Origin of the sequence: Streptomyces sp. NBC_00503 (genome assembly GCF_036346895.1) — a bacterium.
Classification (GTDB): domain Bacteria; phylum Actinomycetota; class Actinomycetes; order Streptomycetales; family Streptomycetaceae; genus Streptomyces.
On record NZ_CP107855.1, the window covers coordinates 1,023,217 to 1,049,048 of the forward strand.

Here is a 25,832-nt window from a genome sequence, read left to right on the forward strand (position 1 = left end):
ATATCCGGTCGGCGCCCCTCGGGCCGCCGCGCCTCAGGCCACAGCCCTTCCGGCCGCCGCGCCTCAGGCTGCCACCCCTCAGAATCGTGCGTGCGCGACTATGTCCGCCGCGAACTCCCCCGTCATCGCCGGGGTCACCGTCGGCCGGCACTGCGCGACCGCCGCCAGGTAGTCCTCCGTGCTCGCGCCCAGCTGCGCCGCCGCCGCGCCCCGCGCGCCCACCGCCTCCAGGTCCCGTTCGAAGGACACCTGCGCCGCGATCCGCGCCGCGTGCTCGATGTCGGCCGGGGTGAACAGCTCGCTCGCCTCCACCAGCGCCGCCACGTCCACATCGCCGCGCCCCGCCGTGTAGCGGGCCCAGATGGCGGCGCGGGCACCCGCGTCCGGGGTGCCGATCGGGATCAGGTAGTCGAACCGGCCGGGCCGCAGGAAGGCCGGGTCGAGGGAGCGGATGGAGTTGGTCGCGCAGACCAGCAGCCGTTCGTCGCCCTCCCGGAAGCCGGGTATCAGCTTGAGCAGCTCGTTGGTCACCCCGTGGATCCCGCCGGGCTGCGCGGGCTCGGTGCGCACGGGTGCGATCTCCTCGACCTCGTCGATGAAGACGAGCACCCGCTCCAGCTCGGCGATCCGCGAGAAGGCGTCGCGCAGCGCGGTGGCGAGGTTCCCCTCGTCGGCCAGCCGGGAGGGCAGCAGTTCCACGAAGGGCCAGCCGAGCCGGGAGGCGATGGCGCGGGCGAAGGTGGTCTTGCCGGTGCCGGGCGGGCCGAACAGGGTGATGGCGCGCGGCGGCCGGACCCCGTGCACCGCGGCCCGCTCGGGCTCGGCGAGCGGGAGCACCACGCGCCGCTCGATGAGGTCCTTCTCCTTCTCCATGCCGGCGACCTTGACCCACAGGTCGTTGGGGAGGAATCGTCCGCCGAGGTCGTCGAGGAGGCCCGCGGCCGGTCCGTGCAGCGGCTCGGTCTTCTCGAAGTAGGCGACGGCCGGCTGCCGGGTGTAGCCGGCGTTGAGCAGTCCTTCGCCGAGCAGGTCCTCCTCGGGCAGGACGTACGCGATGCGGCCCACGCGGGCGGCGATGAGCCGGCGTTCCAGCTCGACGAGCAGGGCGCTGGCCAGGCCCCGGCCGCGCCAGCCGGAGGCGATGGCGATGCGCATCACCCAGGCCCGTTCGCCGGTGACGCAGGCGAGCGCGGCGCCGATCGGGACGCCCTGGTGGACGGCGACCACGCAGGGCTGCCGGTCGGTGAGGGCGCTGATGCACTCGGCGAGGGAGAAGACGGACTCCTGGCCGAGTTCGGCCGTGGTGTCGATCAGATGGACAACGGCCGCGAGATCGCTCTCGCGGTAGTCGTGGATCAGCCAGTTCACCGGGTACCGCCCCTCGTTCGTACTCCTGTGTGCCTTCTGCGTACCTTCTGCCGCGAGGCTAGGGGCGGGCGGGCCGTGTGATCACGCTCCGTCGTGCACAACAGCTGGTCCGTAAACCGTCCGTGTCGTCCATAGACTGGTGTTTTCCATCCGAACAGACGACCGAGGACCCGTACGCCTTCATGTCATCCCACATATCCCCTGTCCGCGCGGGCAGCCGACGGTGCGTCGTCTGGCTGCTTCCGGCCCTCTGGACCCTGGCGCTCGGTCTGTGGGGGCTCTCCCGGCAGAACAGCGTGTGGCGGGACGAGGCGGCGACCTGGCAGGTGGCCGGGCGTTCCGTCGGCGAGATCTGGCACATGCTGGGCACGGTGGACGCCGTCCACGGGGCGTACTACCTGCTGATGCACGTCCTCTTCGAATGGTTCGGGGCGAGTACGACGACCCTGCGCCTCCCCTCGGTGCTGGCCATGACGGTCGCCGCCGCCTGTGTGGCACTGATCGGGCGCAGGCTGGCCGGGCCCTGGGCGGGGCTGGGCGGCGGGCTGGCCCTCGGGCTGCTGCCGGCCGTGCAGTTCCAGCTCCAGGAGGGCCGCGCGTACTCCCTGGTCGCGGGGGGCGCCGGGGTCTCGACCCTGCTGCTGGTCTCGCTGCTGGCCCGGCCCCGACCCGGCGCCGGGCGGCGGACGTGGCCGCGCTGGACGGCGTACGGGGCCCTCGTGCTGGTCTGCGCCCTGCTGAACTGGTTCTCGCTGCTGATCCTGCCCGCGCACGCGCTGACCCTGTGGTGGGCCGGGGCCGGGCGCGGTGTCCTCGCCCGCTGGCTGGCCGCCTCCGCGGCGGCCGCGGCCGGGGCGCTGCCGCTGATCCTGTTCAGCCGGACCCAGTCCGGCCAGGTGTCGTGGATACCGCCGCTGACCTGGACCATGCTGACAGGTCCGGCGGTCCTGCTGGCGGTGGGCTCGATCGGAGCGTGGGCGGACCGGTGGAACGGGCCCCGCCCGGGCCGGCCGCACCGGCTGTCGGCGGCCGCCGTCGGGCTGCCGCTGCTGGCGGTTCCGCTGCTGGGTCTGGCCGCGGCCTCGCTGGTCCAGCCGCTCTTCCTGGACCGGTACGTGCTGTTCTCCATGCTGGGTCTGGCCCTGCTGATCGGCGCCGGGCTGGCCGCGGCCGTACGGGGCCTCGCGCCCCGGTGGCCCCGGGCCTCGGCCTCGCTCGTGCCGGTCGCGGTCGGGGTCTCGGCGCTGGCGGTGCTGCCGGTGGCGCTCGCCGACAGGTCCCCGGCCAGCCGGATCGACGACGTGCTCTCCGTGGCGGGGGAGGTGGCCCGGCTGAAGCAGGCCGGCGACGCGGTGCTCTTCGTACCGGCGGCCCGGCGGGACACCGCGCTGGTCTCCCCCGGGGCGTTCGCGGGCCTGGCGGACGTGGCGCTGGCGCGCGGCCCCGCGGAATCGGGCACCCTCAAGGGCGAGGAGGCCTCGCCGGCCGCCATCCGGGCGGCGCTGGAGGCGCCCCGGCGGATTCTGCTGGTGACGGACTCGGGTCCGAAGGCCAGGCCGTCGGGTTCCGAGGCGGACCGGGCGAAGACCGCCGTCCTGAAGGCGGAGTTCAAGGTGGTCGAGGACCGGCAGGTCCGGGGCCGCCGGGTGACGGTGTACGAACGGCTCTGAGGAAGCTGCGCGGCCGTGCCCGGCTGTGCCTGGCCATGCCTGGCCGTGCGCGGCCGTCTGAGAACCGCGTGAGAACCACACCGGAACCACTGATTCACAGCCGATTCTCAGGGAAGACTCGGCTCCGGCCACAGGTTCGCCCGAGATGCTCTCTACATGATCCAGCGCATCCCCTCCCGACCGGAACGCCGCCCCCGCGCCCGTGGCCGGCGCGCGACCCGGATCCTCCTGGCACTGGCCTCGACGACGGCCCTGCTGAGCCTGAACATCCCCGCCGCGTTCGCCGGGCCCCCGCTCGGAGTCACCACCACGGCCGCCGCCGATGCCACGGCCGGGCGGGTCGGCGCGCTCTTCTCGGGCGGCCTCGACGGCGGGCACTTCTGCACCGCCGCCGTGGTGCGCAGCGACGACCGCGATGTGATCGCCACCGCCGCACACTGTCTGGACAGCCTGGACAGCACCTACTTCGCGCCCGGATACCGGGACGGCGAGGCCCCGTACGGGCTGTGGAAGCTGACCAGCGCCTACATGGCCCCGGACTGGAAGGACGGCCAGGACCCGGACGACGACATCGCCTTCGCGACGGTGGTCCCGGCCGACGACCGGCAGGGCGAGTCCGTCGAGGACCTGGTCGGCGCCTTCCCGATAGCCGCGCAGCAGTCGGCGGACGCCACGTTCTCCATCGTGGGCTACCCGAGCAGCGACGACTCCCCGCTGCGGTGCGCCAACACCACGACGTTGTTCTCCGAGACCCAGCGCCGCATCGAGTGCCCGGACCTCAGCGGCGGGACCAGCGGCAGCCCCTGGCTCGTGGACGGCGCCCTGGCGGGCGTGCTCGGCGGCTACCAGGGCGGCGGGGACGTCCCGGAGGTCTCGTACAGCGCGGTCATGGGCGACCAGGCGGTGGAGCTCTACCGCGAGGCCGCCGACAGCGACTGAGGAACCCGGAGGAACCCGGCCGACTAGGCGCGGGGCGCGGGCTCGGTCTGGGTCGCGGGCTGGGCCTCGGTCTGGGCCCCCGTTCCGTCGGGTACCGAGAACCAGGTCGGCTCGTCCCGCAGGGCCCGCCGGATCCGGTCCACGGCGAAGGACTCCAGGGGCTCGGGCAGCGCGTCGGGCGCGAACCAGGCCACCTCCAGCGACTCGTTGTCGTTGACCCGGGCTCGCCCGCCGGTGGCCCGGCAGCGGAAGGTGATGTCCTGGAACTGGCAGACGTCGCCGTTCGGATAGGTGATCGGCGGCAGCATCTCCACCAGCACCACCCGTTCGGGGACGCACCGCACCGCCGTCTCCTCGAACACCTCGCGCGCCGCCGTTTCGGCCGGCTGCTCCCCCGGCTCGGCGATCCCGCCGATCACCGACCACCGCCCGGTGTCGGCGCGCCGCCCGAGCAGGACCCGCCCCTCGTCGTCGACGACGATGGCGGTCACGCCGGGGAGCAGGAGCAGCTGGTGCCCGGCGCTCGCGCGCAGGGTCCGGATGAAATCGGGTGTGGTCATCCCCCGACCCTACGAGGACTCCGGCCCTGCGATGCCGCTCGACCCTACGAGGCCCTGCCGGCCCTGCCGGCCCTGCCGATCCGGCGGACGAGCGTCCAGCCGAGCCCGAAGGCCGCGACGGCCAGCAGGAAGTACTCGGCGAGCGGGCCGAACCGGGTGGCGGGGGTCTGGCTCGATCGCAGCGGAATCGTCTCGACCAGGGCGTCGGCGGTGAACATCTCGGTCTTGCTGACGACCGTGCCGTCGGGGCGGATGACGGCGCTGACCCCGCTGGTGACCGGGACCAGCACGGTGCGGCTGTGCTCGACGGCCCTGACCCGGTCCATGGCGAGCTGCTGGTAGGTCATCTCGGTGCGGCCGAAGGTCGCGTTGTTGCTGGGCACCGCGAGGACCTGGGCGCCCGCCTGGACGGTGGAGCGGACGGCGTCGTCGAAGGCGGCCTCGTAGCAGGTGACCATGCCGACCCCGCTGCCCGCCATGTCGAAGACGCCGGGCTCCTTGCCGGGGCCGAAGTCGCGCCGTACCCGGTCGACGTCGGAGCTGAAGAGCCGGACGAAGGACCGCATCGGGATGCGCTCGCCGAAGGGCTGGATCTTGCGCTTGTCGTAGGTGTCGGTGGGGCCCTTGACGGGGTCCCACAGGATCATCGTGTTGCGCAGCGGCCCCGTCTCGGGGACCAGTACGGAGCCGATCGCCACGGGAACCCCGATGGTCCTGACGGCGTTGTCGATCACCGTGTAGGCGTCGGGCTCGGCGAAGGGGTCGATGTCGGAGGAGTTCTCCGGCCAGACGACGAAGTCCGGTTTCGCCACCTTGCCGAGCTTGACGTCCTCGGCGAGCTGGAGCGTGCGGTTGGCGTGGTTGTCCAGGACCTGGCGGCGCTGGGAGTTGAAGTCCAGACCGGTCTGCGGGACGTTGCCCTGGATGACGGCGGCCGTGACGGTGCCGTCCTCGGCCGCGACCGACACCAGCGGCCGGGCGGCGAGCGCCCCGGCGAGCGGGGCGGCCACGGCGGTGGCGGCGAGCAGCGCGGCGGTGGCCCGGCGGGTGGACGCGCCGACGCGCACGACCTCGTAGAGCCCGAATCCGCACAGGGCCACGGCGAAGGAGAGCAGCGGGGTGCCGCCGAGCGCGGCGAGCGGCAGGAAGATCCCGTCGGGCTGGCCGAAGGCGAGCTTGCCCCAGGAGAAGCCGCCGAAGGGGGCGCGGGCGCGCAGCGCCTCGCCGGCGATCCAGACGGCTGCGCCCCACAGCGGCCAGCCGGGAAGCCGGCTGACGAGGGAGATCCCCAGGGCCGTGAATCCGATCAGGACCGATTCGAGGGTGACGAGGGCCAGCCACGGGACCGGGCCGACGCCCTCGCCGGTCCAGACGAGCAGGGGCAGCAGGAAGGCGAGCCCGTGCAGGAGGCCCAGACCGAAGCCGGCCCGCGCGCGGCGCCCGTACAGGCAGAAGCCGAGCAGGGCGAGGGCGAAGGGGGCCAGCCACCACAGGGGGCGGGGCGGGAAGCTGAGATAGAGCAGCAGGCCGGAGGCGACGGCGAGCGCGGGGCGCTTCAGCCGCCCGGCCCAGCGTCGGAGGCGGGAACCGGCCGCCGCTCCCGGTTCCGCTTCGCGTCCCGATCGGGGTTCCGCTTCCGCATCCGCTTCCGGTCCCGCCTCGGTCGGGTCGGCGGGCTTCGGGGGCTCGTTCCCCGCCGGGCGGGTCGCACTGCTGCTCATCTGGCGGAGTGTACGTCCCCGGGCTGTGCCGGTGGACTGTGCCGGTGGACCGTGCCGTCGCACGGTTCAGTGGGCGAGGGCGCGCAGATGGGTGCGGATGACGCGGACCGCGTTCTCGGCGTCGTCCACGGTGACGGTGAAGAGCTTGCCGTCCCCGAGCCGCAGTTCCAGGCCCTCGCCGCGCCGCACGATCACGGCGGTCCCCCTCTCGGGGCGCCAGCGGTAGCCCCAGCCGCCCCACTGCTGGGGGGTGATCCGGGGCAGGAACTCGGCGGACGTCACGTCGGCCAGCCGGATCTTCCGGCGGGGCACGCCGATGTGCCCGCAGCGCACCTCCATCACCTCGGCGTCCACGGTGACGGCCACGTGGACGAAGGCCAGGGTGCCGAAGAGGATGAGCAGGCCCACGGCGAGGCAGCCGATCACCGCCATGAGGAGCGCGACGATGCCCACGTCCCAGGCATAGTCGACGGCGAGCTCGACGCCGAGCGCCAGGCAGGCCGCACCGGCCCCCGCGAGCAGCCACTGCACGCGGTTGGATGCCCGGCCCGTCCAGAGCGGACCCGGGGGGTGAACCGTCATGTGTAGCAGCGTACTCACGTTCCGCACGCACGCCACCGGCTCTCCGGACCCGTTTCACATCGAGGTCTTCGAACCCCCCGCCGCCCGGCAGGAGGCCGACCGGCACGTCGCGCAGGGCCGGACGGCGGAAGGTCACGAAGCGGTGCAGTGTCCGGGAGCCGAAGGCCGGCCGCACCTCCTCGGCTGTGGCGGGCCCGGGGAGGGCGGCGTCGGACTCCGCCGCATACGGGCAGCTGCTGCGGACAGCCGGAATGCCGTACGGTCCGGAGCAGGCCCACGCCCTCACGCTCGCGCTGCACGGAGCCGCACTCCGCCTCCTGACCGGCGCCCCGGGCACACTGGCCGCGGCCGGGCTCGACGACCTGGACTCCTTCGCGCGCGCCGCGCCGGCCGCCGAAGACCCCGAGGGCCGCGAACCGAAGGAGGAGGAGGAGGCATGACCACCCGACTCGACCGCGCCGTGGGAGCCGTGCTCGGCTCGGCGGCCGGTGACGCTCTCGGCGCGCCCTACGAGTTCGGCCCCGCCGGCCAGTTCAGTGCCCGCGGCGAGGAGATGCGCGGGGGCGGCGGCTGGGATCCGGGCGAGGCGACCGACGACACGCAGATGGCGGTCCTGGTCGGCGAATCCCTGCTGGAGCGCGGCGGGCTCGACCTGCCGGACGTTTTCGACCGGTTCCGCCGCTGGGCGGCCGCGGACCCGAAGGACATCGGGCTCCAGACGGAGGACGTGCTGACGAACGGCGAAGCCTGGGACTTCGCCGCAGCCCTGCACTTCCAGATCAACGTCCGGGCCGCCGGCAACGGTTCCCTGATGCGGGCCTCCACCTCGGCGGTGTACTTCGCGCCGGCCGGGCGGGAGGCCACGATGGACGCGGCCCGGCGGATCGCGGCGCTCACCCACGGGGACCGGGCCGCCTGGGAGGGTACGGCCGTCCTGCACGAGCTCGTCCGGGTGGCCCTGGACGGAGCCGATCCGCTGGCCGCGCTTCCCGCGGCGCTGGAGGCCGTGCATCCGGACCACCGCGAGCGGTACGCCCGGGTCCTCGCCCCGGACTGGCATCCGGAGCTCGCCACCGAGTTCAACGGGGCGGTCTGGCCGTGCCTGGGATCGGCGGTGTGGGCGCTGCGCACCACGAGCGGTTTCGCGGATGCCGTACGGGCCGCCGTGGACCTGGGCGGCGACACCGACACGGTGGCTGCGGTCACCGGCATCCTGGCCGGGGCCCGCTACGGCCAGGCGGCCGTCCCGGACGCATGGACCGCCCCTCTGCACGTCCCCCTGCCGGGCTTCGGAGAGCGCACGCTGGACGCGGCCGACCTGCGCGACCTGGCCCGGCGCCTCGCGGAGGCGGGCGGCGCGGCCGTAGACGTAGCCGAGCAGGGCTAGACCGTCTCTTTCGGATCTTGCAGGGCCCGGGGATGGATCGGGGCTGCTGATCGGCCCTGAAGGCTCAGCCCGGGTCAGCCCCCGACGGCCGCGTTCTGACCGGCCAGGAGGCGGCCTTCGGCATAGGTGAGGGCGGCTCCCGGAAGGGCGCCCGGACGGCCGCTGAGCAGGACGGTCAGGCTGCCGGTGCGCGGCAGGCCCGGTTCGGGCCGGGCGCCGAGGCGGCGCAGCGCCTGCACGGCCACGGGCTCGGCGGAGCCGTGGTAGACGAGACGGGCGCCACCCGTGCGCGCCGCGAGGGCGGCCCGGATGGGGGCTTCGACCAGCTCGTAGTGCGTGCAGCCGAGCACCACGTCGGTGACGTCGGCCGGGGTCAGCGCGGCGGCCGCGGCCACGGCCCGTACGACGGCGGCCTCGTCGGCGGCCTCGACGGCGTCGGCCAGTCCGGGGCAGGGCACCTCGGTGACGCGGGCCCCCTCGGCGAAGTCCCGGATGAGACCGCGCTGGTAGGGGCTGCCGGTGGTGGCGGGGGTGGCCCAGATGGCCACTCGGCCTCCGGAGAGTGCGGCGGGCTTGATCGCCGGCACGGTCCCGATGACCGGGATCGCGGGCTCCAGCTCTGCGCGCAGGGCCGGCAGTGCGTGGACGGAGGCGGTGTTGCAGGCCACGATCAGCGCGTCCGGCCGGTGCGCGGCGGCGGCGCGGGCGACGTCGAGAGCCCGCCCGGTGAGGTCCTGCGGGGTCCGCGGACCCCAGGGCATCCCGTCGGGGTCGCACGACAGCACCAGCTCGGCGTCCGGCCGCAGCCGCCGCATCGCGGCGGCCGCCGCGAGGAGGCCGATGCCGGAGTCCATGAGGGCGATCTTCACTTGGTCACCTTAATCGATCCCCCCGCCCGCCCGGGGCCGACGGCACCGCGGCCCGGCTGTCGGCGGGCGCGGTCAGATGTGCAGTTCGGGGGGAAACCCGGTCCAGCGCAGTTCGGCGGGCAGGTGCCGCATGTCGTTGGAGACGAGGACGCAGGCCGGCCGACCGGGCGCGTAGCGGATGACCGTGAGGGCGGCGTTGCCGTGGTTGAGGCCGAGCCAGCGCCACTTCGGCGCGTGCATGGCGTCCCGGACGAGCCAGGCGACCAGGAAGTTGTGGGTGACGACCAGTTCGTGCCGGTCCTCTTCACCGTCCACCGGCCCGGTGAACGTGTCCAGCGCCCGTCGCGCCAGCGCGGGCCCGTGCTCCCGCTCCTCGTCGGGGACATCAGCGAGGAAGCGGAGGAAGAGGTCGGCCGATTCCGCGGGCAGTTCGTCCCTCGCCGGCACGTGGGGGACGTAGTCACCGGCGACGTCGCAGACCTTGAGGGGTACGTCCTTCAGGTGCTCGCCGATCAGCCGCGCGGTCTGCTCGGCCCTGGGCAGTGGACCATGGTGCACGGCCGTGAAGGGGATGTCCCGGAGGCGTTGACCGAGCAGCGAGGCCTGTCGACGGCCGTCCTCTGTCAGCCCGCTCTCGTCCGGCAATGCCTCGCCGTGCCGGACGAGATACAGGTATCGGGTGGCCGTGCCGGTCATCACGCACTCCTCCGCACTCACTGACGATCTTGTACATCCGGGGACGCCGCCGCCTGCGGTATCGGTTCCGTCCGCCGTCGAACGCCCCCGACAGCCGGTGTCCCGACCCCCCGCGGCCCGCCCCGCGCGGCACACTGCCGGAATGGGTCCCCTCCTCGTCGCCGCCTGCGTCTCGCTCGCCGTCTGGCTCTGGCTCACCTTCGGCCAGGGCATGTTCTGGCGGACCGACAACCGGCTGCCTCCCCGGCACGCACCCGCCCACTGGCCGTCCGTCGCGATCATCGTCCCGGCCAGGGACGAGGCCGCGGTCCTGCCGCTGAGCCTGCCCTCGCTGCTCGCGCAGGACTATCCCGGCGAGGCCGAGGTCATCCTGGTCGACGACGGGAGCTCGGACGGCACCGCCGCCCTGGCCCGCCGGCTCGCCGACGCGCACCCCGGACTCCCCCTCACCATCCTCTCCCCCGGCGATCCCGACCCCGGCTGGACCGGCAAGCTCTGGGCGCTCCGGCACGGCATCACCCACGCCGTGAACCCGATGTCTGCCCCGCCCGCCCCGTCCGCCCCGTCCGCCCCGCCCGCCCCGTCGACCCCGTCGACCCCGTCCGCGCCGCCCGCCCCGTCCGCGCCGTCGCCCCCCTCCGTGCCGCCACCCGCCTACCTCCTCCTCACGGACGCCGACATCGCCCACGAGCCGGACAGTCTGCGCGAGCTGGTCTCCGCGGCCACGACCGCCGGTCTCGACCTCGTCTCACAGATGGCCCGGCTGCGTGCCGTCAGCGCGTGGGAGCGGTTGATCGTCCCCGCCTTCGTGTACTTCTTCGCCCAGCTCTATCCCTTCCGCTGGATCAACCGCCCGAACGCCCGCACCGCGGCGGCCGCCGGCGGCTGCGTCCTGCTGCGCACCGAGGCGGCCGTACGGGCCGGGGTGCCCGACTCGATCCGCCAGGCCGTCATCGACGACGTCTCCCTCGCCCGCGCCGTCCAGCGCACCGGCGGGCGGATCTGGCTCGGCCTCGCGGAGCGGGTCGACAGCGTGCGCCCGTACGACTCCCTGGGCGACCTGTGGCGGATGGTCTCGCGCAGCGCGTACGCCCAACTCCGCCACCAGCCCGCGCTGCTGGCCGGGACGGTGGCCGGGCTGGTCCTCGTCTACCTGGTGCCGCCCGCCGCCCTCCTGGCGGGCCTCGCGGCCGGGAGCCCCGCCGTCGCCTGGGCCGGGGGTCCGGCCTGGCTGCTGATGACCGCCACGTACCTGCCGATGCTGCGGTACTACCGGCAGCCGCCCGCCCTCGCGCCGCTGCTTCCGCTCACCGCGCTGCTGTACCTCCTGATGACCGTCGACTCGGCCGTGCAGCACTACCGCGGACGCGGGGCGTCATGGAAAGGCCGTACCTATGCCCGCCCGGGCGACGCCTGAAACCGGTCGTCCCCACCCGAAACCATGTCATCCGAGGTCACCGAGTTGTGACGCTCTGTCAGCACGCGGCCGGCGGGCCTCCGGCTCCATATCGGTGCACCACCCAACCGGCGAGTACGAGTAGGAGCAAGACGGGGCGGAAGTGGCGAATCGTGCACGTGAACGTGAAGTGAAAGCTGTGGCCCTGACCTGCGAATATGCAGGTCAGGGCGGTGTTCGGTCCACCTCGCTATGGACCCGGTGAAGTCGTGGGCTTAACTTAGGTCCATGACCTCCCCCCGCTCCACTTATGGCGGCGGTTACTACTCCGCGCCCTCCTTCCCGGACACCCCCATCTACGACTCCCTCGTCGCCGAACGCGGCACCCCGCAGATCGCTCCGATCCGCGTCCCGGCCGCCTACGACTCCCCGAGTTCGGGCTATTCGAGCGGTGGATACCTCCCGGCCCTCCCGTCCTCGCTGCCCGCCCTGCCGGCCGCGCTCCCGCCGGCCCTGCCGCAGCAGCACCAGCACGTCCCGTCGTACGGGTACCAGTACCAGCAGCAGGCCCCGCAGCAGCCGGCGTACCAGCAGATGCAGCAGCAGATGCAGCAGCAGGCGCCCGCCTCGTACATCCCGCCGCAGCCGTTCGCGGCCCGCGCGGGGTACGTCCCGCAGCCCCAGCCGCAGCAGCCCCGCCCGGTCGCCACGAGCACCGGCTACGAGGCCATGCGCCCGGCGGCGCCGCGTCCGATGCAGGCGCAGCCCGCACCGGTCCCGGCCGCCTCGTACGAGGACCCGTACGGCCGTCCGTACCAGCCGCAGGGGCGGGGTTACTGACCCACGGAGCACGGAGGTCGTGGCGGAGGTCCCGAGGGCGGCTGGCAGTATGCCCTCATGTCGAACATGCATGTCCAGGCGCTCCACGTACATCCCGTCAAGTCGGTAGCGGGGACAGCTCCCGACGAGGCGATCGTGGAGCCCTGGGGTCTGTCCGGTGACCGCCGGTGGGCGGTGGTGGACGGCGAGGGCGCGGTCATCACCCAACGCCAGCAGCCGAGGCTGGCCTTGGCGAGCGCCCGTCCGCTGGGGGGCGGCGGGATCGCCCTGTCGGCGCCGGGCATGGCGGACCTGGCGGTGGAAGTACCGGAGCCGGGGACGCTGGAACCGGTGGCGCTGTTCGGAAAGAAGATCGAGACCGTGGCCGCGGCGCGTGCGGCGGCCGACTGGTTCGGTGCGTACCTCGGGGTACCGGCGCACCTGGTGCACATGGACGAACCGGCCGTACGCCGGCCCGTGGATCCGGATTACGCCCTGCCCGGCGAGACCGTGAGCCTGGCCGACGCCTACCCGCTGCTGATCACCACCCTCGCCTCGCTGGACGCCCTCAACTCGCTGATCGCACAGGGGGACCACCCGGACGAGGGGCCGCTCCCGATGAACCGTTTCCGCCCCAATGTGGTCGTTTCCGGGGCGGAGGCGTGGGCCGAGGACGACTGGCGGCGCATCGCGATCGGCGACGCCGTCTTCCGCGGGGTGCGCGAATGCGGGCGCTGCATCGTCACGACCACCGACCAGGTCACGGCGGAGCGGGGCAAGGAGCCCCTGAAGACCCTGGCCAAGCACCGTCGGATCGGCAAGTCGCTGGCCTTCGGACGGCAGCTGGTGCCGGTGCGGCTGGGCACGGTCCGCGTCGGCGACGAGGTCCGCGTCCTGGAGTGAACCGCGGGGCGGACGACGGATCGACCCGCGTGACCGCGGGACGGGCGGCCTGACGAATGGCCCGACGAACGGCAGCACGCGCGGCGGCACGACCGGCCGACCGCGCGGCGGAATGACACGTTCGGGGGGCTCTTCGAATTCCCTGGAACCAACCGCCGCGACCTGCCCGTTGGAACATTCGAGACGTACGGGGAAGCTGCGAGAAAGGTGCGAGGAGAGCCGAGCGGTGCAGGGGTGCGGGGTGAGGGTTCTGCTTCGTCCATCGACATGTACCGGATCGGGTGACACAAGTCTCGCGAGTCCCGGAATGCGCACGATCGGGGCATGCGGGAGGCTGGATCGGCAGGCAGACGGAGACTGGCAGAAGTTGGGGGAGCCGGACCGTGCGGACAGCATTGGGTGTGTGGCGTTGGCGGCGCAATCCGCTGCGGCGCCAGACTGATCTCTTCGAGGCGTGGGTGGCGTTCGCCGCGCTCGTGTGTGTTCTGGTGGTGGCTCCGGCCATCGGCTGGGCCGCCGGCCTGCGGGTGGACGGCACCCTGCAGCGGGCCGCGCGCGAACAGCGGCAGGAGCGGTACCTCATTCCCGCGGTGGTGGTCCGGCCGACCCCGGATACCCTCGCGGGCGCGGCCACCGATCCGGCGGCGCAGCGGCAGACCCCGCAGCGCACGCAGATCGTCGCTTCGTGGACCGCTCCCGACGGCAGCAGCCACCAGGGGACGGTGCCGGCCGCGGAGGAACCGCCGCACCCCGGCGACCGGTTCCGGATATGGACCGATACGCACGGCCGGCTGGTCGGGCAGCCCCTGGACCCGTCCTCCGCGACCATCCACGCGGGGGTCGCGGGCCTGGCGGCGGCCCTCGGGATCGCCGGACTGGTGGAGACGGTCCGCCGCCTGGTCGTACGTAGGCTCATGCATAGGCGGTACATACGGCTGGACCGCGCGTGGGCCGCTGCGGGACCCGACTGGGGTCGGGCGGGCGCGGGCAGCTGACCTGGCAACTCACCGGCCCCGCGCGCGCTACGGTGGGGCGGCCGGAACCGTCGCCACGGTCTCGACCGTCTCTTCGGCAGCGCGGGAAAACGAACACGCGCAACGGAACACGCGAACACGAGGGCGGGGGCACGACAGCACCATGGCTCAGGGCACGGTCCAGGTGACGCACGGCGGGTCTTCGCGGTGGCGGCGCCGCTCCGGTGAATATCCGACGCTGACCGCCGCGCTGGCCGTGGCGGGTGACGGGGACGTCCTGTCCATCGCGCCCGGCACCTACCGCGAGAACCTGGTGCTCGACCACGCCGTGACCCTGCGCGGGCCGGAAGGTGCCGTGGGCTCGGTGCGGATCGCTCCGCTCGACGGGGTCGCGCTGACCATCCGCGCCTCGGCCGTGGTCCAGGACCTGTACCTGGAGGGCCAGGACCGGGCGGCTCCCGCGCTGCTCGTCGAGGACGGCTCCCCCGAGCTGACCGACCTGCGGGTGAGCACGCGGTCCGCGGCCGGCATCGAGGTCCGCGGCAGCGGGGCCCGGCCGCTGGTCCGCCGCTGCACCGTGGAGAATCCGGCCGGGGTCGGGATCTCCGTGCTGGACGGCGGCGGCGGCGTGTTCGAGGAGTGCGAGGTCGTGGCCGCCGGGCAGGCCGGGGTCTCGGTGCGCGGCGGCGGCCGCCCCCGGCTGGAGCGCTGCCGGATCCACCACGCCACGGGCGCGGGCATCGGGGTGACCGGCGAGGGCTCGGGCCTGGAGGCGCTGGGCTGCGAGGTCTACGAGATCAAGGGCGCCGGCGTGCAGATCGCGGCGCGGGCCGGCGCGGTGCTCACCGACTGCTCGGTCCACCGCACCTCCGCCGACGGGGTCACCCTCGACACGGACGCCGTGCTCACCCTCGCGGGCTGCGACATCCACGACATCCCGGAGAACGCGGTGGACCTACGCTCCCGTTCGGTGCTCACGCTCAGCCGCACCACCGTGCGCCGCTTCGGCCGCAACGGCCTGTCCGTGTGGGACCCGGGCACCCGGGTGATCGCCGAATCCTGCGAGATCCACGACAGCACGGGCGACTACCCCGCCGTCTGGATCAGCGACGGCGCCAGCGCCTCGCTGGACTCCTGCCGGATCCACGACGTGCCGGACGCGCTGTTCGTCCTGGACCGGGGTTCGCGCGCCGATGTCGTGGACAGCGACCTCTCCCAGGTGCGCAACACCGCGGTCTCGGTGAGCGACGGGGCGACGGCCCAGCTGGACGACTGCCGGATCAGGGAAGCGGCGACCGGGGCCTGGTTCCGCGACCACGGCAGTGGCGGCACCCTCGCCAACTGCACCATCGACTCCGTGCAGACCGGCGTGATCGTCACCAAGGGCGCCGATCCGGCACTGGAGCGGGTCACGGTCACCTCCCCCGCCGAAGCCGGGTTCTACGTGTCGGCGGGCGGCCGCGGCACCTTCACCGCCTGCCGGGTCACGGGCAGTTCCGGCTTCGGCTTCCACGTCATCGACGGCTGCCGCACCACCTTGAGCCGCTGCCACACCGAGCGCTCGGCGCGCGGGGGCTACGAGTTCGCGGAGGACGGCCCGGTCGCCGAGGACTGCACGAGCGACGAGTCGGGGCCGCGGCTCGCCGCGCACTCGGCCTCGGGGGCGGCAGCGGCCGGGGAGCGCGCGGGGATCCGTACGGTCTCGGCCGCGCAGAGCCCCGTAGCCCAGGGGTCCGCGACGCCGCGGGTGCCGGCCCCGCGGCCGGCCGACGAGCCGGACCCGACCGCCGACGGCCCGGCCGCGGCCGGACGGGGCTCCGGCGAGGTGCTGGGGCAGCTCGACGCGCTGGTGGGGCTGGACAGCGTCAAACGCGAGGTCCGCGCACTCACCGACATGATCGAGGTGGGCCGGCGCCGCCAGCAGGCGGGCCTCAAGGCGGCCTCCGTCCGACGCCACCTGGTCTTCACCGGCTCCCCCGGCACCGGCAAGACCACCGTGGCCCGGCTGTACGGGGAGATCCTGGCCTCCCTCGGCGTGCTGGAGCGCGGCCACCTGGTGGAGGTCTCCCGGGTGGACCTGGTCGGCGAGCACATCGGGTCCACGGCGATCCGCACCCAGGAGGCCTTCGACCGGGCGCGCGGCGGGGTGCTGTTCATCGACGAGGCGTACGCGCTGGCGCCCGAGGACTCGGGACGCGACTTCGGACGCGAGGCGATCGACACCCTGGTGAAGCTGATGGAGGACCACCGGGACGCGGTGGTGGTGATCGTCGCCGGATACACGGCGGAGATGGACCGCTTCCTGACCGTCAACCCGGGCGTCGCCTCGCGGTTCTCCCGGACCATCACCTTCGGGGACTACGGACCGGAGGAACTGCTGCGGATCGTGGAGCAGCAGACCGAGGAGCACGAGTACCGGCTCGGGGAGAAGACCTCCGAGGCGCTGCTCGAGTACTTCACCGATCTGCCCAAGGGCCCGGCCTTCGGCAACGGCCGCACCGCCCGCCAGACCTTCGAGTCGATGGTCGAGCGGCACGCGGGGCGGGTGGCGCAGCTGTCGGAGCCGAGTACGGACGATCTCACCCTGCTGTTCCCGGCGGACCTGCCGGAGTTGCCGGTGGTCCCCGTGACCCCGGTGGTCCCGGCGCCCGCCGTCTGATCGTCCGCCGCTCACAGGTCCCGGCGCATGCACACCCGGGGCCAGCGGTCGAGGCCGTGTTCGGCCTCCCGGTCGCGGATGTCTCGCAGCCCGGGCCCGAGGCCGCTCTCGCCGAGGGTGCGGAATCCGCAGCGGAGGTAGTAGGGGGCGTTCCACGGGACGTCGGTGAAGGTGGTGAGCGTCAGCGCGGGGACGGATTCGGCGCCGGCCCGGCACGCGAGGTGCTCCAGCAGGGCGCGTCCGATGCGCCGGCGGGCGCTGTCCGGGTGCACCGACACCTGCTCGACGTGGAGGTTCCCGTCCACCCGGTCGGCGAGGAGATAGCCCACCGGTGTTCCCGTGCCCGCCCCGTCGGCCGCGACCCAGGCCAGCCCGGCCCGCCGGTAGCCGAGGAGTTCCTCGAGCGGGAGCGGTTCGTCGTCGGCGATCTCCGGCATGCCGATGGCCCGGAAGCATTCGCCGGCGGCCCTCTCGATGTCCTGGAGGAGGGGCAGTTCGTCGATGTGCGCTGCTCTGATAAGCATGCACGGCATTGTCCAGGTTGTCGCCGGGTCCGGGAAACGGGTGTGCCACCCCCGCGGCGGACATCTGACGGCCCGCCAGTTAGGGTGGCTGCCGCACCGGCCCGCCGCATCCCCGACCCGCCGAACCCGACGACCTGTCTACCGACCGACCGAACCCTGGGAGTACCGCCATGGCACGCCGACTCCGCCCGGTAGGGCTGGATTTCATCGAGGACGCCCCGGTCCGCCTGTCCTTCGCCACCCGGAGCACGGCCGGACCCGGGGCCGTGTACCGGGCCCTGGCCGAGGAGGTCGAGGGCTGGCCGAGCTGGTTCAGGGCGGTCACCCTGGCCCGGCCCACGCAGGGCGGCGCGGGGCGCGAGATCAAGCTGATGGGCGGGGTCCGGTTCCAGGAGACGATCATGGCCTCGGATCCCGAGCAGCGCTACGCGTACCGGGTCGACGAGACCAACGTCCCCGGCGTACGGGCCCTGCTGGAGGACTGGCGCCTCACCCCCGTCGGCACCGGCACGCACGTCCGCTGGACCTTCAGCGCGGACGGCTCGGCCGCCTTCCGATTCGCCCTCGCCGCCGCCCGGCCGGGCCTGGGGCACTCCTTCCGCACGGCGGTCCGCACCCTGGACCGGCGGCTGGCGGACCGGCGCGGGGCGGATCAGTAGACGGCCGGCCGCCACTCCTACGGGGCTGTCGCCACAGCCCCGTCACGGATCAGATCGCCGGATGCCGCGCGGCAAGGTCTCCGTAGCCGCCGGCCGACCAGACGCGGACCCGGAACTCCTGCAAGCTCATGGCCCGTTCGCCGGAGAAGTGGACCGTGCCGCACCGGCCGCAGTACCAGGCTTCGGACCAGACCCGGTCGGCGGCCGCCCGGCCCGGTTCGGTCCGGCGCCGCCAGGCCCTCAGGGACCGGCGGGACAGGGCCAGGAGGAGGACGCCGAGCACCAGCGCGGCGCCGGAGATCCACCCCAGGTAGGCCCCGGAGGTGACGGGGAGGGAGGACCCGTCGGTTGCGGTCCCGGGGAGGAACCGCACGGCCGACTCGGTGTCGAACCACTTGCCCACGATCCCGCCCCAGACGAAGGCTCCGACCGACACCAGGAGGAGCGTCGCCCCCCAACACCCCATGTTGGTGTCCGGTTCGATCGGGGTGACGGAGAGGGCCTTGCTCAGCGCGGAATTCTCCGAGCGGGTCGTGGTCTTCGCGTCCTCGCCCCTGCCGGTCTCCTCCTTGAGCTCGGCCTTGGCCCGGAGGTACGCGGCGGCCACGCCGAACACCTGGTCCTCCCGGCCGCACCGGGGGCAGGCCAGCGGTCCGCCCCCGCCCCGGCCCTCACCCGTGCCTTCACCCGCGCCTTCACGGCCACCGGCGCCGCTGCCGCTGCTGACACCACCGCCGGCACCGCCGATCCCCGCGCCGTCCACGATCTCCGCCATGGCTCCCCCGTCCCTCGCCGTGCCCAAAGTCCGCACAGCGTAGCCAGTTTGGATCAACCCGGGCCAGGGCCGCGACCGTCAGGCGGCCGGTTCGCTCCACACGCCGGTGGCCAGCAGGGTGTCGATCGTCTGCCGGTACGGGGCGATGTCGAGGCCCTGGTCCGCCAGCCACTGGTCGGAGTAGTACTTGTCGAGGTAGCGCTCGCCGCCGTCGCAGAACAGGGTGACGACGCTGCCCGTGCGGCCCTCCGCCACCATCTCCGAGATGATCTTCAGCGCGCTCCACACGCCGGTGCCCGTGGAACCGCCCGCCTTGCGGCCGATCGCGGCCTCCAGCGCACGGCAGGCCGCGACGCTCGCCGCGTCCGGGACCCTCATCATCCGGTCGATGGCACCGGGTACGAAGCTCGGCTCCATGCGGGGCCGGCCGATGCCCTCGATGCGCGATCCGCAGTCGCTGCTCGCGTGCGGGTCGTTCTTCGTCCACCCGTCGAAGAAACAGGAGTTCTCCGGGTCCGGGACGCAGATGCGGGTGTCGTGCTGCATGTAGTGCACGTAGCGCGCGATGGTCGCGGAGGTGCCGCCGGTGCCGGCGGTGGCCACGATCCACGCGGGCTCGGGGAACCGTTCCAGGCGCAGCTGCTGGTAAATCGATTCTGCGATGTTGTTGTTGCCGCGCCAGTCCGTCGCCCGCTCCGCGTACGTGAATTGGTCCATGTAGTGCCCGCCGGTCCGCGCCGCGAGCTGCGCCGACTCCTCGTACATCTTCATCGAGTCGTCGACGAAGTGGCATTCGCCGCCGTGGAACTCGATCAGCCGGCACTTCTCGGGGCTCGTCGTGCGCGGCATCACCGCGATGAACGGGACGCCGATCAGCTTGGCGAAGTAGGCCTCCGAGACGGCCGTGGAACCGGACGAGGCCTCGATGACGGGGCGGCCGGGGCGGATCCAGCCGTTGCAGAGGGCGTAGAGGAACAGCGAACGGGCGAGGCGGTGCTTGAGCGAGCCCGTCGGGTGGGTGGACTCGTCCTTGAGGTAGAGGTCGATGCCCCAGGCCTCGGGGAGCGGGAAGCGCAGCAGGTGGGTGTCGGCGGAGCGGTTGGCGTCCGCCTGGACCTTGCGGACGGCTTCCTTCAGCCAGGCGCGGTAGTCCGCGTCGCTGCGGTCGACGTCGATGGTCGTGGCAGTCGTACCGGTGGTGCTCATGCGCCGTGCTCCTTCGTATGTCCCGTTACCCCGAGTGCTCGGCGGGCCCGCGTCTCACGCGCCGCGCATACCTCTTGCGCCTCGTGCGCCACTCGGCTCCCGCTCTCGCAATGTACCCCCCTCACCTGCACAAACAGTCACTTTGGGTATCCATGCGAATTGCTTTCGGTGGCGTTCGGTTGCACACGGGCCCACCGTGGGTGACCCTGGGGAGGTGTCACCGAGGGTGCAGCACCCGTAACACTGATGTCGGGGAGTCGCAGCCGTGATCAGTCATTCCCGCAGGCACTGCGTAGTCGAACTGCAGGCCCTGCCCTTGCGGATCGGACAGATCCGCCGAATCGTTTCCGCGCAACTGCGCCACTGGCAGCTCGATCCGCTCATAGACCGGGCTGCGCTCGGTGTGACGGAGCTGCTCAGCAACGTCCACCGTCACGCGCAGCCGGACAAGACCTGCACGGTCGAGATCGAGCTCCGGCTCGGCCGCCTGACCGTCTCGGTCTACGACAGCGATCCGCGCCTGCCGGTCCTCCGGACGACGGCCGGAACCGGGGTCTGGACCGGAGCCCAGGCGGAGTACGGGTCCGATTCGGAGTCCGCATCCGGGTCCGGGTCGGAATCCGGGTCGGAGTCCGGGTCGGAATCCTTGGAGAGCTGGGGGGCCGACGCCCTGGAGACCTCCGGACGCGGTCTCGCGCTGGTGGCGGCCGTCAGCGAAGCGTGGGGAGCCCGGCACCGGGCCGACACCCCGGGCAAGCTGGTGTGGTTCTCCCTGCGCGCCGCACCCGATCCGGCGGCCCTGGCGCCCCATCCGGCGCACCTGGCCGAGAAGCCGGTACGAGGCCTTGCCCCGGCCCCGTCCGCCGCCGTCGCCCCCGGGCCCGTCTCCGCAGCCCTGTCGGTGGCAGCCTCGGTCGGCGCCCGGCCCGGCTAGTGCTGTGGCCGGGGTCCGCCGAAGCCCGCCGGAGCCGCGGCCAGGAGGTCAGGCCGCGGTCCCCAGGGTCCCGAGCGGGTCGTCCAGCACCGGCTGCCACGCCAGCTCGGCGGCTCCGACCAAGCTGTTGTGGTCGAGCGTGCAGGGCAGGATCGGCACGCCTCCGCTGCGCCCCCACAGGCTGCGGTCCGCGACCACCGCGCGCAGCCGCTCGGGGTCGGCGTGGAGCAGCTCGCGGTGGAGCCCGCCGAGGATGATCCGGTCCGGGTTCAGGATGTTCACCAGCCCGGCGAGGCCGAGGCCGAGCCGGTCGATGAGCTCCTCGGTGGCCGCCCGTACGCCGGGCTCCGCGTACTCCTCGCGCAGCAGGTCACGGGCCTGCTGGAGCAGCGACACCTCGGGGCCGGGGATGCGCCCGGCGGCGGTGAGGAAGGCCAGCGGGTCGGCCTCCACGTCGAGGCAACCGCGGCTGCCGCAGTGGCAGGGGCGCCCCTCCGGATTCACGGTGAGGTGGCCGACCTCCAGGGCCAGGCCCGAACTCCCGCTGTGCAGGCGGCCGTCCAGCACCAGCGCTCCGCCGACCCCGCGGTGCCCGGTGGCCACGCACAGCAGGTGCTGCGCGCTGCGCCCGGCGCCGTGCCGGTGCTCGGCGAGCGCGGCGAGGTTGACGTCGTTGCCGGTCAGCGCCGGGCCGTCGATGCCGGCGGCCTTGACACACTCGGCGAAGATGGCCCGTACGGGAGAGCCGGCCGGCCAGGCCAGGTGCAGCGGGTTCAGCGCCGTGCCCTCCGGCTCCGCGACCGCCGAGGGCACCGCGAGACCGGCGCCCACGCAGCGCCGTCCGGTCTCCTCGAGCAGCGCGGCGCCCGCTTCGACGACCGCGCGGAGCACCTGCGCCGGGTCGGCCGTCACGGGCACCCGGCCGGGGGCGGTGGCCACGATCCGGCCGCCGAGGCCGACCAGGGCGGCCCGGAACCCGTCCGAGTGCACCTGTGCGGCGAGCGCCACCGGGCCGTTCTCGTCCACGGAGAGCCGGTGCGAGGGACGGCCCTGGGCGCCGCCGGCCCCGCCGGGGCGGGAGTCGACCCGGATCAGGCCGAGCGCCTCCAACTCGGCGGCCACGGCTCCGGCGGTGGCGCGGGTGACGCCGAGTTCCGCCGTCAGGACCGCGCGGGTCGGGGCCCGGCCGGTGTGGACGAGCTCCAGCGCCGGTCCGAGCGCGCCGCGGCCCCGCTCCAGCTTGGTCCGCGCGGAGCCGGTGGGCGCGGTGGGCGGTGTCCCGGACTCGATGGGCCCGGCCGACACGGCGGCCCCTTCGATCCCGTCGGTCCCCTCGGTCCCGGCGGACACCGTGGTCACATCCCCCACCCGCGGCGGGGCCCCGTTGCCGTTCATGACAGCGATCCTCGCACGACCGGAGCACCGCGAACGCCGTCCGCTAGCCGAGGCCGCCGACGCGGAGTGTGATGTTCAGCCGACCGGTCAGCCCGAGTCCGGGCGGGGCGGTCCCGGGCAGGACCTTCGGCACCCCGTGATAGGCCCGTCGGACCGGTCCGCCGAAGACGAACAGATCCCCGCTGCGCAGCTCAACGTCCTGATACGGACGCCCGCGCGAGGCCGTGTTGCCGAAGCGGAAGAGGCATGAATCACCCAGGCTGAGCGAGACCACCGGTGCCGGGGAGCGCTCCTCGGCGTCGCGGTGCATGCCCATGCGGGAGTCGCCCCCGTAGAAGTTGACCAGGGCGATGTCGTACTCGGCCGCCCCGGGCCCGGCGTCGAGGCTCCGCGTGTCGTCCAGGCTCCGCATGTCCCCGTAGGCGACGGCCACCGCCTCCCGCCCCAGCCGCGCGAGCCAGTCGGGCATCGGCTTGACCGGGGCCCCGTCCCCGTCCACGGCGGTGGGGGCGTACCCGTACGGATACCAGTGCAGCCCCAGGCACACCTGCCGGGCGGTCATCGTCCCGCCGCCCGGGGTGCGTACGGTGCGCAGTCCGGCGGGCGGCCTGGCCCAGGAGCGGCAGGCGTCCAGCAACTCCCGCTGCCGGGAGGGGTCCAGCCAGTCGGGCACGTGCACGGCGCCGGGAACGATCTCGGTGCGCTCGCGCGGGAAGAGCTCGTGCGGGAAGGGTTCGCCGTCCATGTCGTCCATTGTGCGTCCGGCTGGCAAACTCCCGATATGGAGATCATCGAATACGTGAAGACCCTGGCCCGCGAGGGTGAGCTGATGGCTTCCGCCGCCGAACGGGCGGGGACGGACGCACCGGTGCCCACCTGTCCCGACTGGGACGTCGCCGATCTGCTGCGCCACACCGGCTCGGTGCACCGCTGGGCGGCCGGGTACGTCCGGGAGGGCCTGGTGGAGCCGGCGCCGTTCCCCGGGGCGCCGGAACTGGCGGGCGCGGAGCTGCTGGCCTGGTTCCGCGAGGGCCACTCCGCGCTGGTGCGGACGCTGAGCGAGGCCCCGGCCGACGTGGCGTGCTGGACCTTCCTGCCGACGGCTCCGCCGTCGCCGCTGGCGTTCTGGGCGCGCCGCCAGGCCCATGAGACCACCGTCCACCGGCTGGACGCGGAGGCGGCGCTGGGCGCCGCCTTCGGGCCGGTGGAGCCGCTGTTCGCGGCCGACGGGGTGGACGAGCTGCTGACCGGCTTCCACGCACGGCCCAAGAGCCGGGTGCGGACGGCTGAGCCGCGGGTGCTGCGGGTGCGGACCTCGGACACGGGCGCGGAGTGGGACGTGCACCTGTCGCAGGACCCGGCCCGCACGGTGCCGGGCGGGACCGAAGGCGGGACCGACGCCGAGGCGGCCGACTGCACCCTGACCGGCGATGCCGCCTGGCTGTACGCGGCGCTGTGGAACCGGCTGCCGCTGACCGGGCCGGGCGTGACGGGCGATGCGGAGCTGGCTCGGCTCTGGGTGGAGCGGGCCGGGATCTGACGCACCGCCGGCGGGGCGCCCTTGTGGCGGTGCGCCGGACGCTGTGACACTGCGGGCATGGGGCGACGCAGCCAGGCGGACCGGGACGCGATCACCATCGAGATCGCGTACGCGTTCATCAGCGGCTCCTTCGCCGCCGCCCTCACCTTCGCGGCGGTCTACGGACCCGCCCTGGCCTTCGACCTCTCCCCCACCGCCGCACGGATCCTGGCGGCGGTGGGCGGCACCCTGGCCGGAGCGGTGTTCCTCCTCAGGGTCACGCGCCTCCTGTGGCGGTTCTCCCGGCGCCCGGAGAACGACGGGCGCTAGAACAGACCCTGGTGTCCGGTGCGCTCAGCCGAGGGAGGAGGCGTAGGTGGTCTGGGAGCGGTACTTCCAACTGGGCTGCGCGTTCCACGGGTTCGGCATCTGCGCGTTGGTGGCGTACGCGTAGCCCGCGCCCCGTTCGAAGGCCGTGCGGAGCGTGGCGCGCATCGCGGTGGCGTCCGGGACGTCGTGGACGAGGTGCCAGAACGCCGTTCCGCTCGGGTCGAGTTCGGCGCCCGCCCGGTAGCCGGTGAGGTCGTTGAACACGTTGCCGCCGAGCCAGCCGCCGCCCGCGTAGGCCGCGTACGTGTCCTCGTACGTGACGAAGATGTCGGCGGTGCGGTGACCGGGCTCCAGGTAGCAGTCGGCGATGGCGGTGCCGGGGTTGTTGACGACCAGGTCCGGGGCGTTCGGGGCGATGGCCTCGATGGTGTCCTGGACGTACCGGCGCAGCTCCGCGTAGTGGTCGCGGACGGCGTTGGCCGGGCCGCAGTCGCGGCTGACGACGTCGAAGAAGATGCCGTCCACGTGGAGGCGTCCGTCGGAGGTCTTCAGGTAGTTGTCCACGGAAGCCTCGACGGCGGCGAGGTCCCGGTTGCCGTGGTCGGTGTGGACGTAGCCGAGCACCTTGGTCTTCTCGCCCGTCGAGGTGCTGCCGGAGCGCAGGGCGTCCGCGCGGGCCTGCCAGGGGGCGTCGAACGGGGAGTCGCCGTTGCCCGGGTTGAGGACGACGACGGAGGCGGCCGGGCCGGTGGCGGTGAGGTCGACCAGCATCGGGTCGTTGGCCCAGACGTACGCCGGCACGGCTATCTCCAGACCCCGGACGCCGGGTATCCGGGGGGTCGGGGTCACGGCGGGGGCCACGGCGGGGGCGGGGCCCGCGGCGGACGCGGCCGCCGGGCCCGAGGTCGCCGAGGCGGTGACGGCGGGCGCCGGCGCGGCCAGTAACAGGGTGGCGACGACGGCGTACAAGGCCTTCGCGGCGCGGGTCATGACTGCTCCTCGGGCGACGGCGGGGGACGACGGGTACGACGGGTACGCGACCCGAGGAACACTAGACGGGCGGCCGGGCACGTCAGGCCGGAATCCTCCGCTTCGGTAGGAGGAACTGACAAGCGAACTTTCCCCGCACCCTCACACGGCGGGCAGTCCCACCCCGTGCGCCAGCTGGCCGGCGGCGTGCGTGAAGAAGGTGTCACGGTCCTCGACGACCCGGTTGAACTGGCCGAACAGCTCGAAGGAGACGAGCCCGGCGAGCTGCGCCCAGGCAGCGACCAGGGCGGCGGTGACCTCCGGGGGCAGGCCTGCGGCGAAGTCCTCGGTCATCCGGACGGCTTCGGGCCGCAGTTCGGCGGGGAGCGGCGGGAGCGCGAGGCCGCGGCCCTCGTAGGCGGCGCGGACGATCCCGATGAGGGTGTTGCCGACGCGGGAGGCGGGGCCGACGGTGTCGCTGGGCGCACTGTAGCCGGGGACGGGGGATCCGTAGATCAGTGCGTACTCGTGCGGGTGCTCCAGGGCCCAGGCGCGGACCGCTTCGCAGACCGCGATCCAGCGGGCCCGGGGCGCGCCGGCGGTGGCGGTGGCGCGGGTGGCGGCGGCGCCGGTGGTCGCACTGGCGCCGGCGGCGAGCGTCCGGGCGTCCGCCGCCTCCGCGGCGGCGCCGACGCTGTTGTAGGCGTCGACGATGAGCGCGGTGAGCAGATCGTCACGGCTGGGGAAGTAGCGGTAGAGGGCCGAGGAGACCATGCCCAGCTCCCGCGCCACGGCGCGCAGCGAAAGCTTGGCCGCGCCCTCGGCCGCGAGCGCGCGGCGCGCCTCGTCCTTGATGGCGGCGGTGACTTCGATGCGGGCCCGTTCCCTGGCCCCTCGCACGGTGCTCATGGGAGTCAGTGTGGCATGCAGGTAGAGCAGTGCCCAAAAAAGGGAGCGCCGATCCATTCCGAGAGCACT

26 protein-coding genes are annotated in these 25,832 nt (G+C 73.6%); 13 read left to right on the forward strand and 13 right to left on the reverse strand.

Going from position 1 to position 25,832, the window contains the following annotated elements; genetic code table 11:
- Positions 1–78: 78 nt before the first annotated feature.
- Positions 79–1,368, reverse strand: a complete 1,290-nt coding sequence (locus tag OG490_RS04785) for an ATP-binding protein (RefSeq protein WP_330295023.1) — start codon at positions 1,366–1,368, stop codon at positions 79–81.
- A 182-nt stretch (positions 1,369–1,550) separates the two neighbouring features.
- On the opposite strand from OG490_RS04785, the gene OG490_RS04790 reads away from it, so the two are divergent.
- Both OG490_RS04790 and OG490_RS04795 read left to right on the forward strand, forming a co-directional pair.
- Positions 1,551–3,038 (forward strand): hypothetical protein, encoded by a 1,488-nt coding sequence (locus tag OG490_RS04790; protein WP_330295024.1) that lies wholly within the window; start codon positions 1,551–1,553, stop codon positions 3,036–3,038.
- A 156-nt stretch (positions 3,039–3,194) separates the two neighbouring features.
- Positions 3,195–3,977: a trypsin-like serine peptidase gene (locus tag OG490_RS04795; RefSeq protein ID WP_330295025.1), complete on the forward strand. Its 783-nt coding sequence runs from the start codon at positions 3,195–3,197 to the stop codon at positions 3,975–3,977.
- A 23-nt stretch (positions 3,978–4,000) separates the two neighbouring features.
- On the opposite strand, the gene OG490_RS04800 is transcribed toward OG490_RS04795, so the two are convergent.
- From OG490_RS04800 to OG490_RS04810, 3 genes are all read right to left on the reverse strand, one after another.
- The gene (locus tag OG490_RS04800; RefSeq protein WP_330295026.1) at positions 4,001–4,537 is read right to left on the reverse strand and encodes an NUDIX hydrolase; all 537 of its coding nucleotides are present in this window, start codon (positions 4,535–4,537) and stop codon (positions 4,001–4,003) included.
- Positions 4,538–4,581: 44 nt separating this feature from the next.
- Entirely contained in the window at positions 4,582–6,258 is a 1,677-nt protein-coding gene (gene lnt, locus OG490_RS04805) for an apolipoprotein N-acyltransferase (RefSeq protein ID WP_330295027.1), read from the reverse strand.
- Between the two features lie 66 nt (positions 6,259–6,324).
- Positions 6,325–6,840, reverse strand: a complete 516-nt coding sequence (locus OG490_RS04810; RefSeq protein ID WP_330295028.1) for a hypothetical protein — start codon at positions 6,838–6,840, stop codon at positions 6,325–6,327.
- A 251-nt stretch (positions 6,841–7,091) separates the two neighbouring features.
- On the opposite strand from OG490_RS04810, the gene OG490_RS04815 reads away from it, so the two are divergent.
- Positions 7,092–7,280 carry a hypothetical protein gene (locus tag OG490_RS04815; RefSeq protein WP_330295029.1) on the forward strand — a complete coding sequence of 63 codons (189 nt, stop codon included), beginning with the start codon at positions 7,092–7,094 and terminating at the stop codon, positions 7,278–7,280.
- Positions 7,277–8,227, forward strand: a complete 951-nt coding sequence (locus OG490_RS04820; RefSeq protein ID WP_330295030.1) for an ADP-ribosylglycohydrolase family protein — start codon at positions 7,277–7,279, stop codon at positions 8,225–8,227. The genes OG490_RS04815 and OG490_RS04820 overlap by 4 nt, the downstream gene beginning before the upstream one ends.
- 74 nt (positions 8,228–8,301) lie before the next feature.
- Here OG490_RS04820 and OG490_RS04825 read toward each other — a convergent pair whose 3' ends face one another.
- Positions 8,302–9,096, reverse strand: coding sequence for a glutamate racemase (locus OG490_RS04825; RefSeq protein WP_330295031.1), 795 nt, complete (start codon positions 9,094–9,096; stop codon positions 8,302–8,304).
- Positions 9,097–9,168: 72 nt separating this feature from the next.
- Positions 9,169–9,792 carry a histidine phosphatase family protein gene (locus tag OG490_RS04830; protein ID WP_330295032.1) on the reverse strand — a complete coding sequence of 208 codons (624 nt, stop codon included), beginning with the start codon at positions 9,790–9,792 and terminating at the stop codon, positions 9,169–9,171.
- 142 nt (positions 9,793–9,934) lie between these two features.
- Between OG490_RS04830 and OG490_RS04835 the strand changes: the two genes are divergently transcribed.
- The 5 genes from OG490_RS04835 to OG490_RS04855 all read left to right on the forward strand — a co-directional run bounded on the left by OG490_RS04835 (position 9,935) and on the right by OG490_RS04855 (position 16,543).
- Positions 9,935–11,209 carry a glycosyltransferase gene (locus OG490_RS04835; protein ID WP_330295033.1) on the forward strand — a complete coding sequence of 425 codons (1,275 nt, stop codon included), beginning with the start codon at positions 9,935–9,937 and terminating at the stop codon, positions 11,207–11,209.
- Between the two features lie 267 nt (positions 11,210–11,476).
- Positions 11,477–12,028 (forward strand): DUF6643 family protein, encoded by a 552-nt coding sequence (locus OG490_RS04840; RefSeq protein ID WP_330295034.1) that lies wholly within the window; start codon positions 11,477–11,479, stop codon positions 12,026–12,028.
- A gap of 57 nt (positions 12,029–12,085) precedes the next feature.
- Positions 12,086–12,910, forward strand: coding sequence for an MOSC domain-containing protein (locus OG490_RS04845; RefSeq protein ID WP_330295035.1), 825 nt, complete (start codon positions 12,086–12,088; stop codon positions 12,908–12,910).
- 383 nt (positions 12,911–13,293) lie between these two features.
- Positions 13,294–13,905, forward strand: coding sequence for an Rv1733c family protein (locus tag OG490_RS04850; RefSeq protein WP_330295036.1), 612 nt, complete (start codon positions 13,294–13,296; stop codon positions 13,903–13,905).
- A 142-nt stretch (positions 13,906–14,047) separates the two neighbouring features.
- The gene (locus OG490_RS04855) at positions 14,048–16,543 is read left to right on the forward strand and encodes a right-handed parallel beta-helix repeat-containing protein (RefSeq protein ID WP_330295037.1); all 2,496 of its coding nucleotides are present in this window, start codon (positions 14,048–14,050) and stop codon (positions 16,541–16,543) included.
- A gap of 11 nt (positions 16,544–16,554) precedes the next feature.
- Here OG490_RS04855 and OG490_RS04860 read toward each other — a convergent pair whose 3' ends face one another.
- Entirely contained in the window at positions 16,555–17,067 is a 513-nt protein-coding gene (locus OG490_RS04860; RefSeq protein ID WP_330295038.1) for a GNAT family N-acetyltransferase, read from the reverse strand.
- Positions 17,068–17,237: 170 nt separating this feature from the next.
- Between OG490_RS04860 and OG490_RS04865 the strand changes: the two genes are divergently transcribed.
- Entirely contained in the window at positions 17,238–17,726 is a 489-nt protein-coding gene (locus OG490_RS04865) for an SRPBCC family protein (RefSeq protein WP_330295039.1), read from the forward strand.
- A 49-nt stretch (positions 17,727–17,775) separates the two neighbouring features.
- Here OG490_RS04865 and OG490_RS04870 read toward each other — a convergent pair whose 3' ends face one another.
- Together OG490_RS04870 and OG490_RS04875 are read right to left on the reverse strand one after the other, a co-directional pair.
- Entirely contained in the window at positions 17,776–18,501 is a 726-nt protein-coding gene (locus OG490_RS04870; RefSeq protein ID WP_330295040.1) for a hypothetical protein, read from the reverse strand.
- 78 nt (positions 18,502–18,579) lie between these two features.
- A complete protein-coding gene (locus tag OG490_RS04875; protein WP_330295041.1) occupies positions 18,580–19,707 on the reverse strand; it encodes a PLP-dependent cysteine synthase family protein in 1,128 nt (375 codons plus the stop codon).
- 265 nt (positions 19,708–19,972) lie between these two features.
- Here OG490_RS04875 and OG490_RS04880 point away from each other — a divergent pair, with 265 nt between their 5' ends.
- Positions 19,973–20,641 carry an ATP-binding protein gene (locus tag OG490_RS04880; protein ID WP_330295042.1) on the forward strand — a complete coding sequence of 223 codons (669 nt, stop codon included), beginning with the start codon at positions 19,973–19,975 and terminating at the stop codon, positions 20,639–20,641.
- 48 nt (positions 20,642–20,689) lie between these two features.
- Here the strand turns inward: OG490_RS04880 and OG490_RS04885 are convergent, their stop codons facing one another.
- A complete protein-coding gene (locus OG490_RS04885) occupies positions 20,690–22,036 on the reverse strand; it encodes an ROK family protein (protein WP_330295043.1) in 1,347 nt (448 codons plus the stop codon).
- Between the two features lie 43 nt (positions 22,037–22,079).
- Positions 22,080–22,781 carry an alpha-ketoglutarate-dependent dioxygenase AlkB family protein gene (locus OG490_RS04890; protein ID WP_330295044.1) on the reverse strand — a complete coding sequence of 234 codons (702 nt, stop codon included), beginning with the start codon at positions 22,779–22,781 and terminating at the stop codon, positions 22,080–22,082.
- 36 nt (positions 22,782–22,817) lie between these two features.
- Between OG490_RS04890 and OG490_RS04895 the strand changes: the two genes are divergently transcribed.
- Complete coding sequence (locus OG490_RS04895) at positions 22,818–23,576, forward strand: maleylpyruvate isomerase family mycothiol-dependent enzyme (protein WP_330295045.1); 759 nt, start codon at positions 22,818–22,820, stop codon at positions 23,574–23,576.
- Positions 23,577–23,633: 57 nt separating this feature from the next.
- Positions 23,634–23,885 (forward strand): DUF6332 family protein, encoded by a 252-nt coding sequence (locus OG490_RS04900; RefSeq protein WP_330295046.1) that lies wholly within the window; start codon positions 23,634–23,636, stop codon positions 23,883–23,885.
- Positions 23,886–23,909: 24 nt separating this feature from the next.
- Here the strand turns inward: OG490_RS04900 and OG490_RS04905 are convergent, their stop codons facing one another.
- Together OG490_RS04905 and OG490_RS04910 are read right to left on the reverse strand one after the other, a co-directional pair.
- Positions 23,910–24,875: a spherulation-specific family 4 protein gene (locus OG490_RS04905; RefSeq protein ID WP_330295047.1), complete on the reverse strand. Its 966-nt coding sequence runs from the start codon at positions 24,873–24,875 to the stop codon at positions 23,910–23,912.
- Between the two features lie 141 nt (positions 24,876–25,016).
- The gene (locus OG490_RS04910) at positions 25,017–25,763 is read right to left on the reverse strand and encodes a TetR/AcrR family transcriptional regulator (RefSeq protein WP_330295048.1); all 747 of its coding nucleotides are present in this window, start codon (positions 25,761–25,763) and stop codon (positions 25,017–25,019) included.
- Between the last annotated feature and the right edge of the window lie 69 nt (positions 25,764–25,832).

Coding starts and splice junctions, on each gene's coding strand:
- OG490_RS04790 (WP_330295024.1), top strand. CDS start 1,551: ATGTCATCCCACATATCCCCTGTCCGCGCGGGCAGCCGACGGTGCGTC.
- OG490_RS04795 (WP_330295025.1), top strand. CDS start 3,195: ATGATCCAGCGCATCCCCTCCCGACCGGAACGCCGCCCCCGCGCCCGT.
- OG490_RS04800 (WP_330295026.1), bottom strand. CDS start 4,537: ATGACCACACCCGATTTCATCCGGACCCTGCGCGCGAGCGCCGGGCAC.
- lnt (WP_330295027.1), bottom strand. CDS start 6,258: ATGAGCAGCAGTGCGACCCGCCCGGCGGGGAACGAGCCCCCGAAGCCC.
- OG490_RS04810 (WP_330295028.1), bottom strand. CDS start 6,840: ATGACGGTTCACCCCCCGGGTCCGCTCTGGACGGGCCGGGCATCCAAC.
- OG490_RS04815 (WP_330295029.1), top strand. CDS start 7,092: ATGCCGTACGGTCCGGAGCAGGCCCACGCCCTCACGCTCGCGCTGCAC.
- OG490_RS04820 (WP_330295030.1), top strand. CDS start 7,277: ATGACCACCCGACTCGACCGCGCCGTGGGAGCCGTGCTCGGCTCGGCG.
- OG490_RS04830 (WP_330295032.1), bottom strand. CDS start 9,792: ATGACCGGCACGGCCACCCGATACCTGTATCTCGTCCGGCACGGCGAG.
- OG490_RS04835 (WP_330295033.1), top strand. CDS start 9,935: ATGGGTCCCCTCCTCGTCGCCGCCTGCGTCTCGCTCGCCGTCTGGCTC.
- OG490_RS04840 (WP_330295034.1), top strand. CDS start 11,477: ATGACCTCCCCCCGCTCCACTTATGGCGGCGGTTACTACTCCGCGCCC.
- OG490_RS04845 (WP_330295035.1), top strand. CDS start 12,086: ATGTCGAACATGCATGTCCAGGCGCTCCACGTACATCCCGTCAAGTCG.
- OG490_RS04855 (WP_330295037.1), top strand. CDS start 14,048: ATGGCTCAGGGCACGGTCCAGGTGACGCACGGCGGGTCTTCGCGGTGG.
- OG490_RS04860 (WP_330295038.1), bottom strand. CDS start 17,067: ATGCTTATCAGAGCAGCGCACATCGACGAACTGCCCCTCCTCCAGGAC.
- OG490_RS04865 (WP_330295039.1), top strand. CDS start 17,238: ATGGCACGCCGACTCCGCCCGGTAGGGCTGGATTTCATCGAGGACGCC.
- OG490_RS04870 (WP_330295040.1), bottom strand. CDS start 18,501: ATGGCGGAGATCGTGGACGGCGCGGGGATCGGCGGTGCCGGCGGTGGT.
- OG490_RS04875 (WP_330295041.1), bottom strand. CDS start 19,707: ATGAGCACCACCGGTACGACTGCCACGACCATCGACGTCGACCGCAGC.
- OG490_RS04885 (WP_330295043.1), bottom strand. CDS start 22,036: ATGAACGGCAACGGGGCCCCGCCGCGGGTGGGGGATGTGACCACGGTG.
- OG490_RS04890 (WP_330295044.1), bottom strand. CDS start 22,781: ATGGACGGCGAACCCTTCCCGCACGAGCTCTTCCCGCGCGAGCGCACC.
- OG490_RS04895 (WP_330295045.1), top strand. CDS start 22,818: ATGGAGATCATCGAATACGTGAAGACCCTGGCCCGCGAGGGTGAGCTG.
- OG490_RS04900 (WP_330295046.1), top strand. CDS start 23,634: ATGGGGCGACGCAGCCAGGCGGACCGGGACGCGATCACCATCGAGATC.
- OG490_RS04905 (WP_330295047.1), bottom strand. CDS start 24,875: ATGACCCGCGCCGCGAAGGCCTTGTACGCCGTCGTCGCCACCCTGTTA.
- OG490_RS04910 (WP_330295048.1), bottom strand. CDS start 25,763: ATGAGCACCGTGCGAGGGGCCAGGGAACGGGCCCGCATCGAAGTCACC.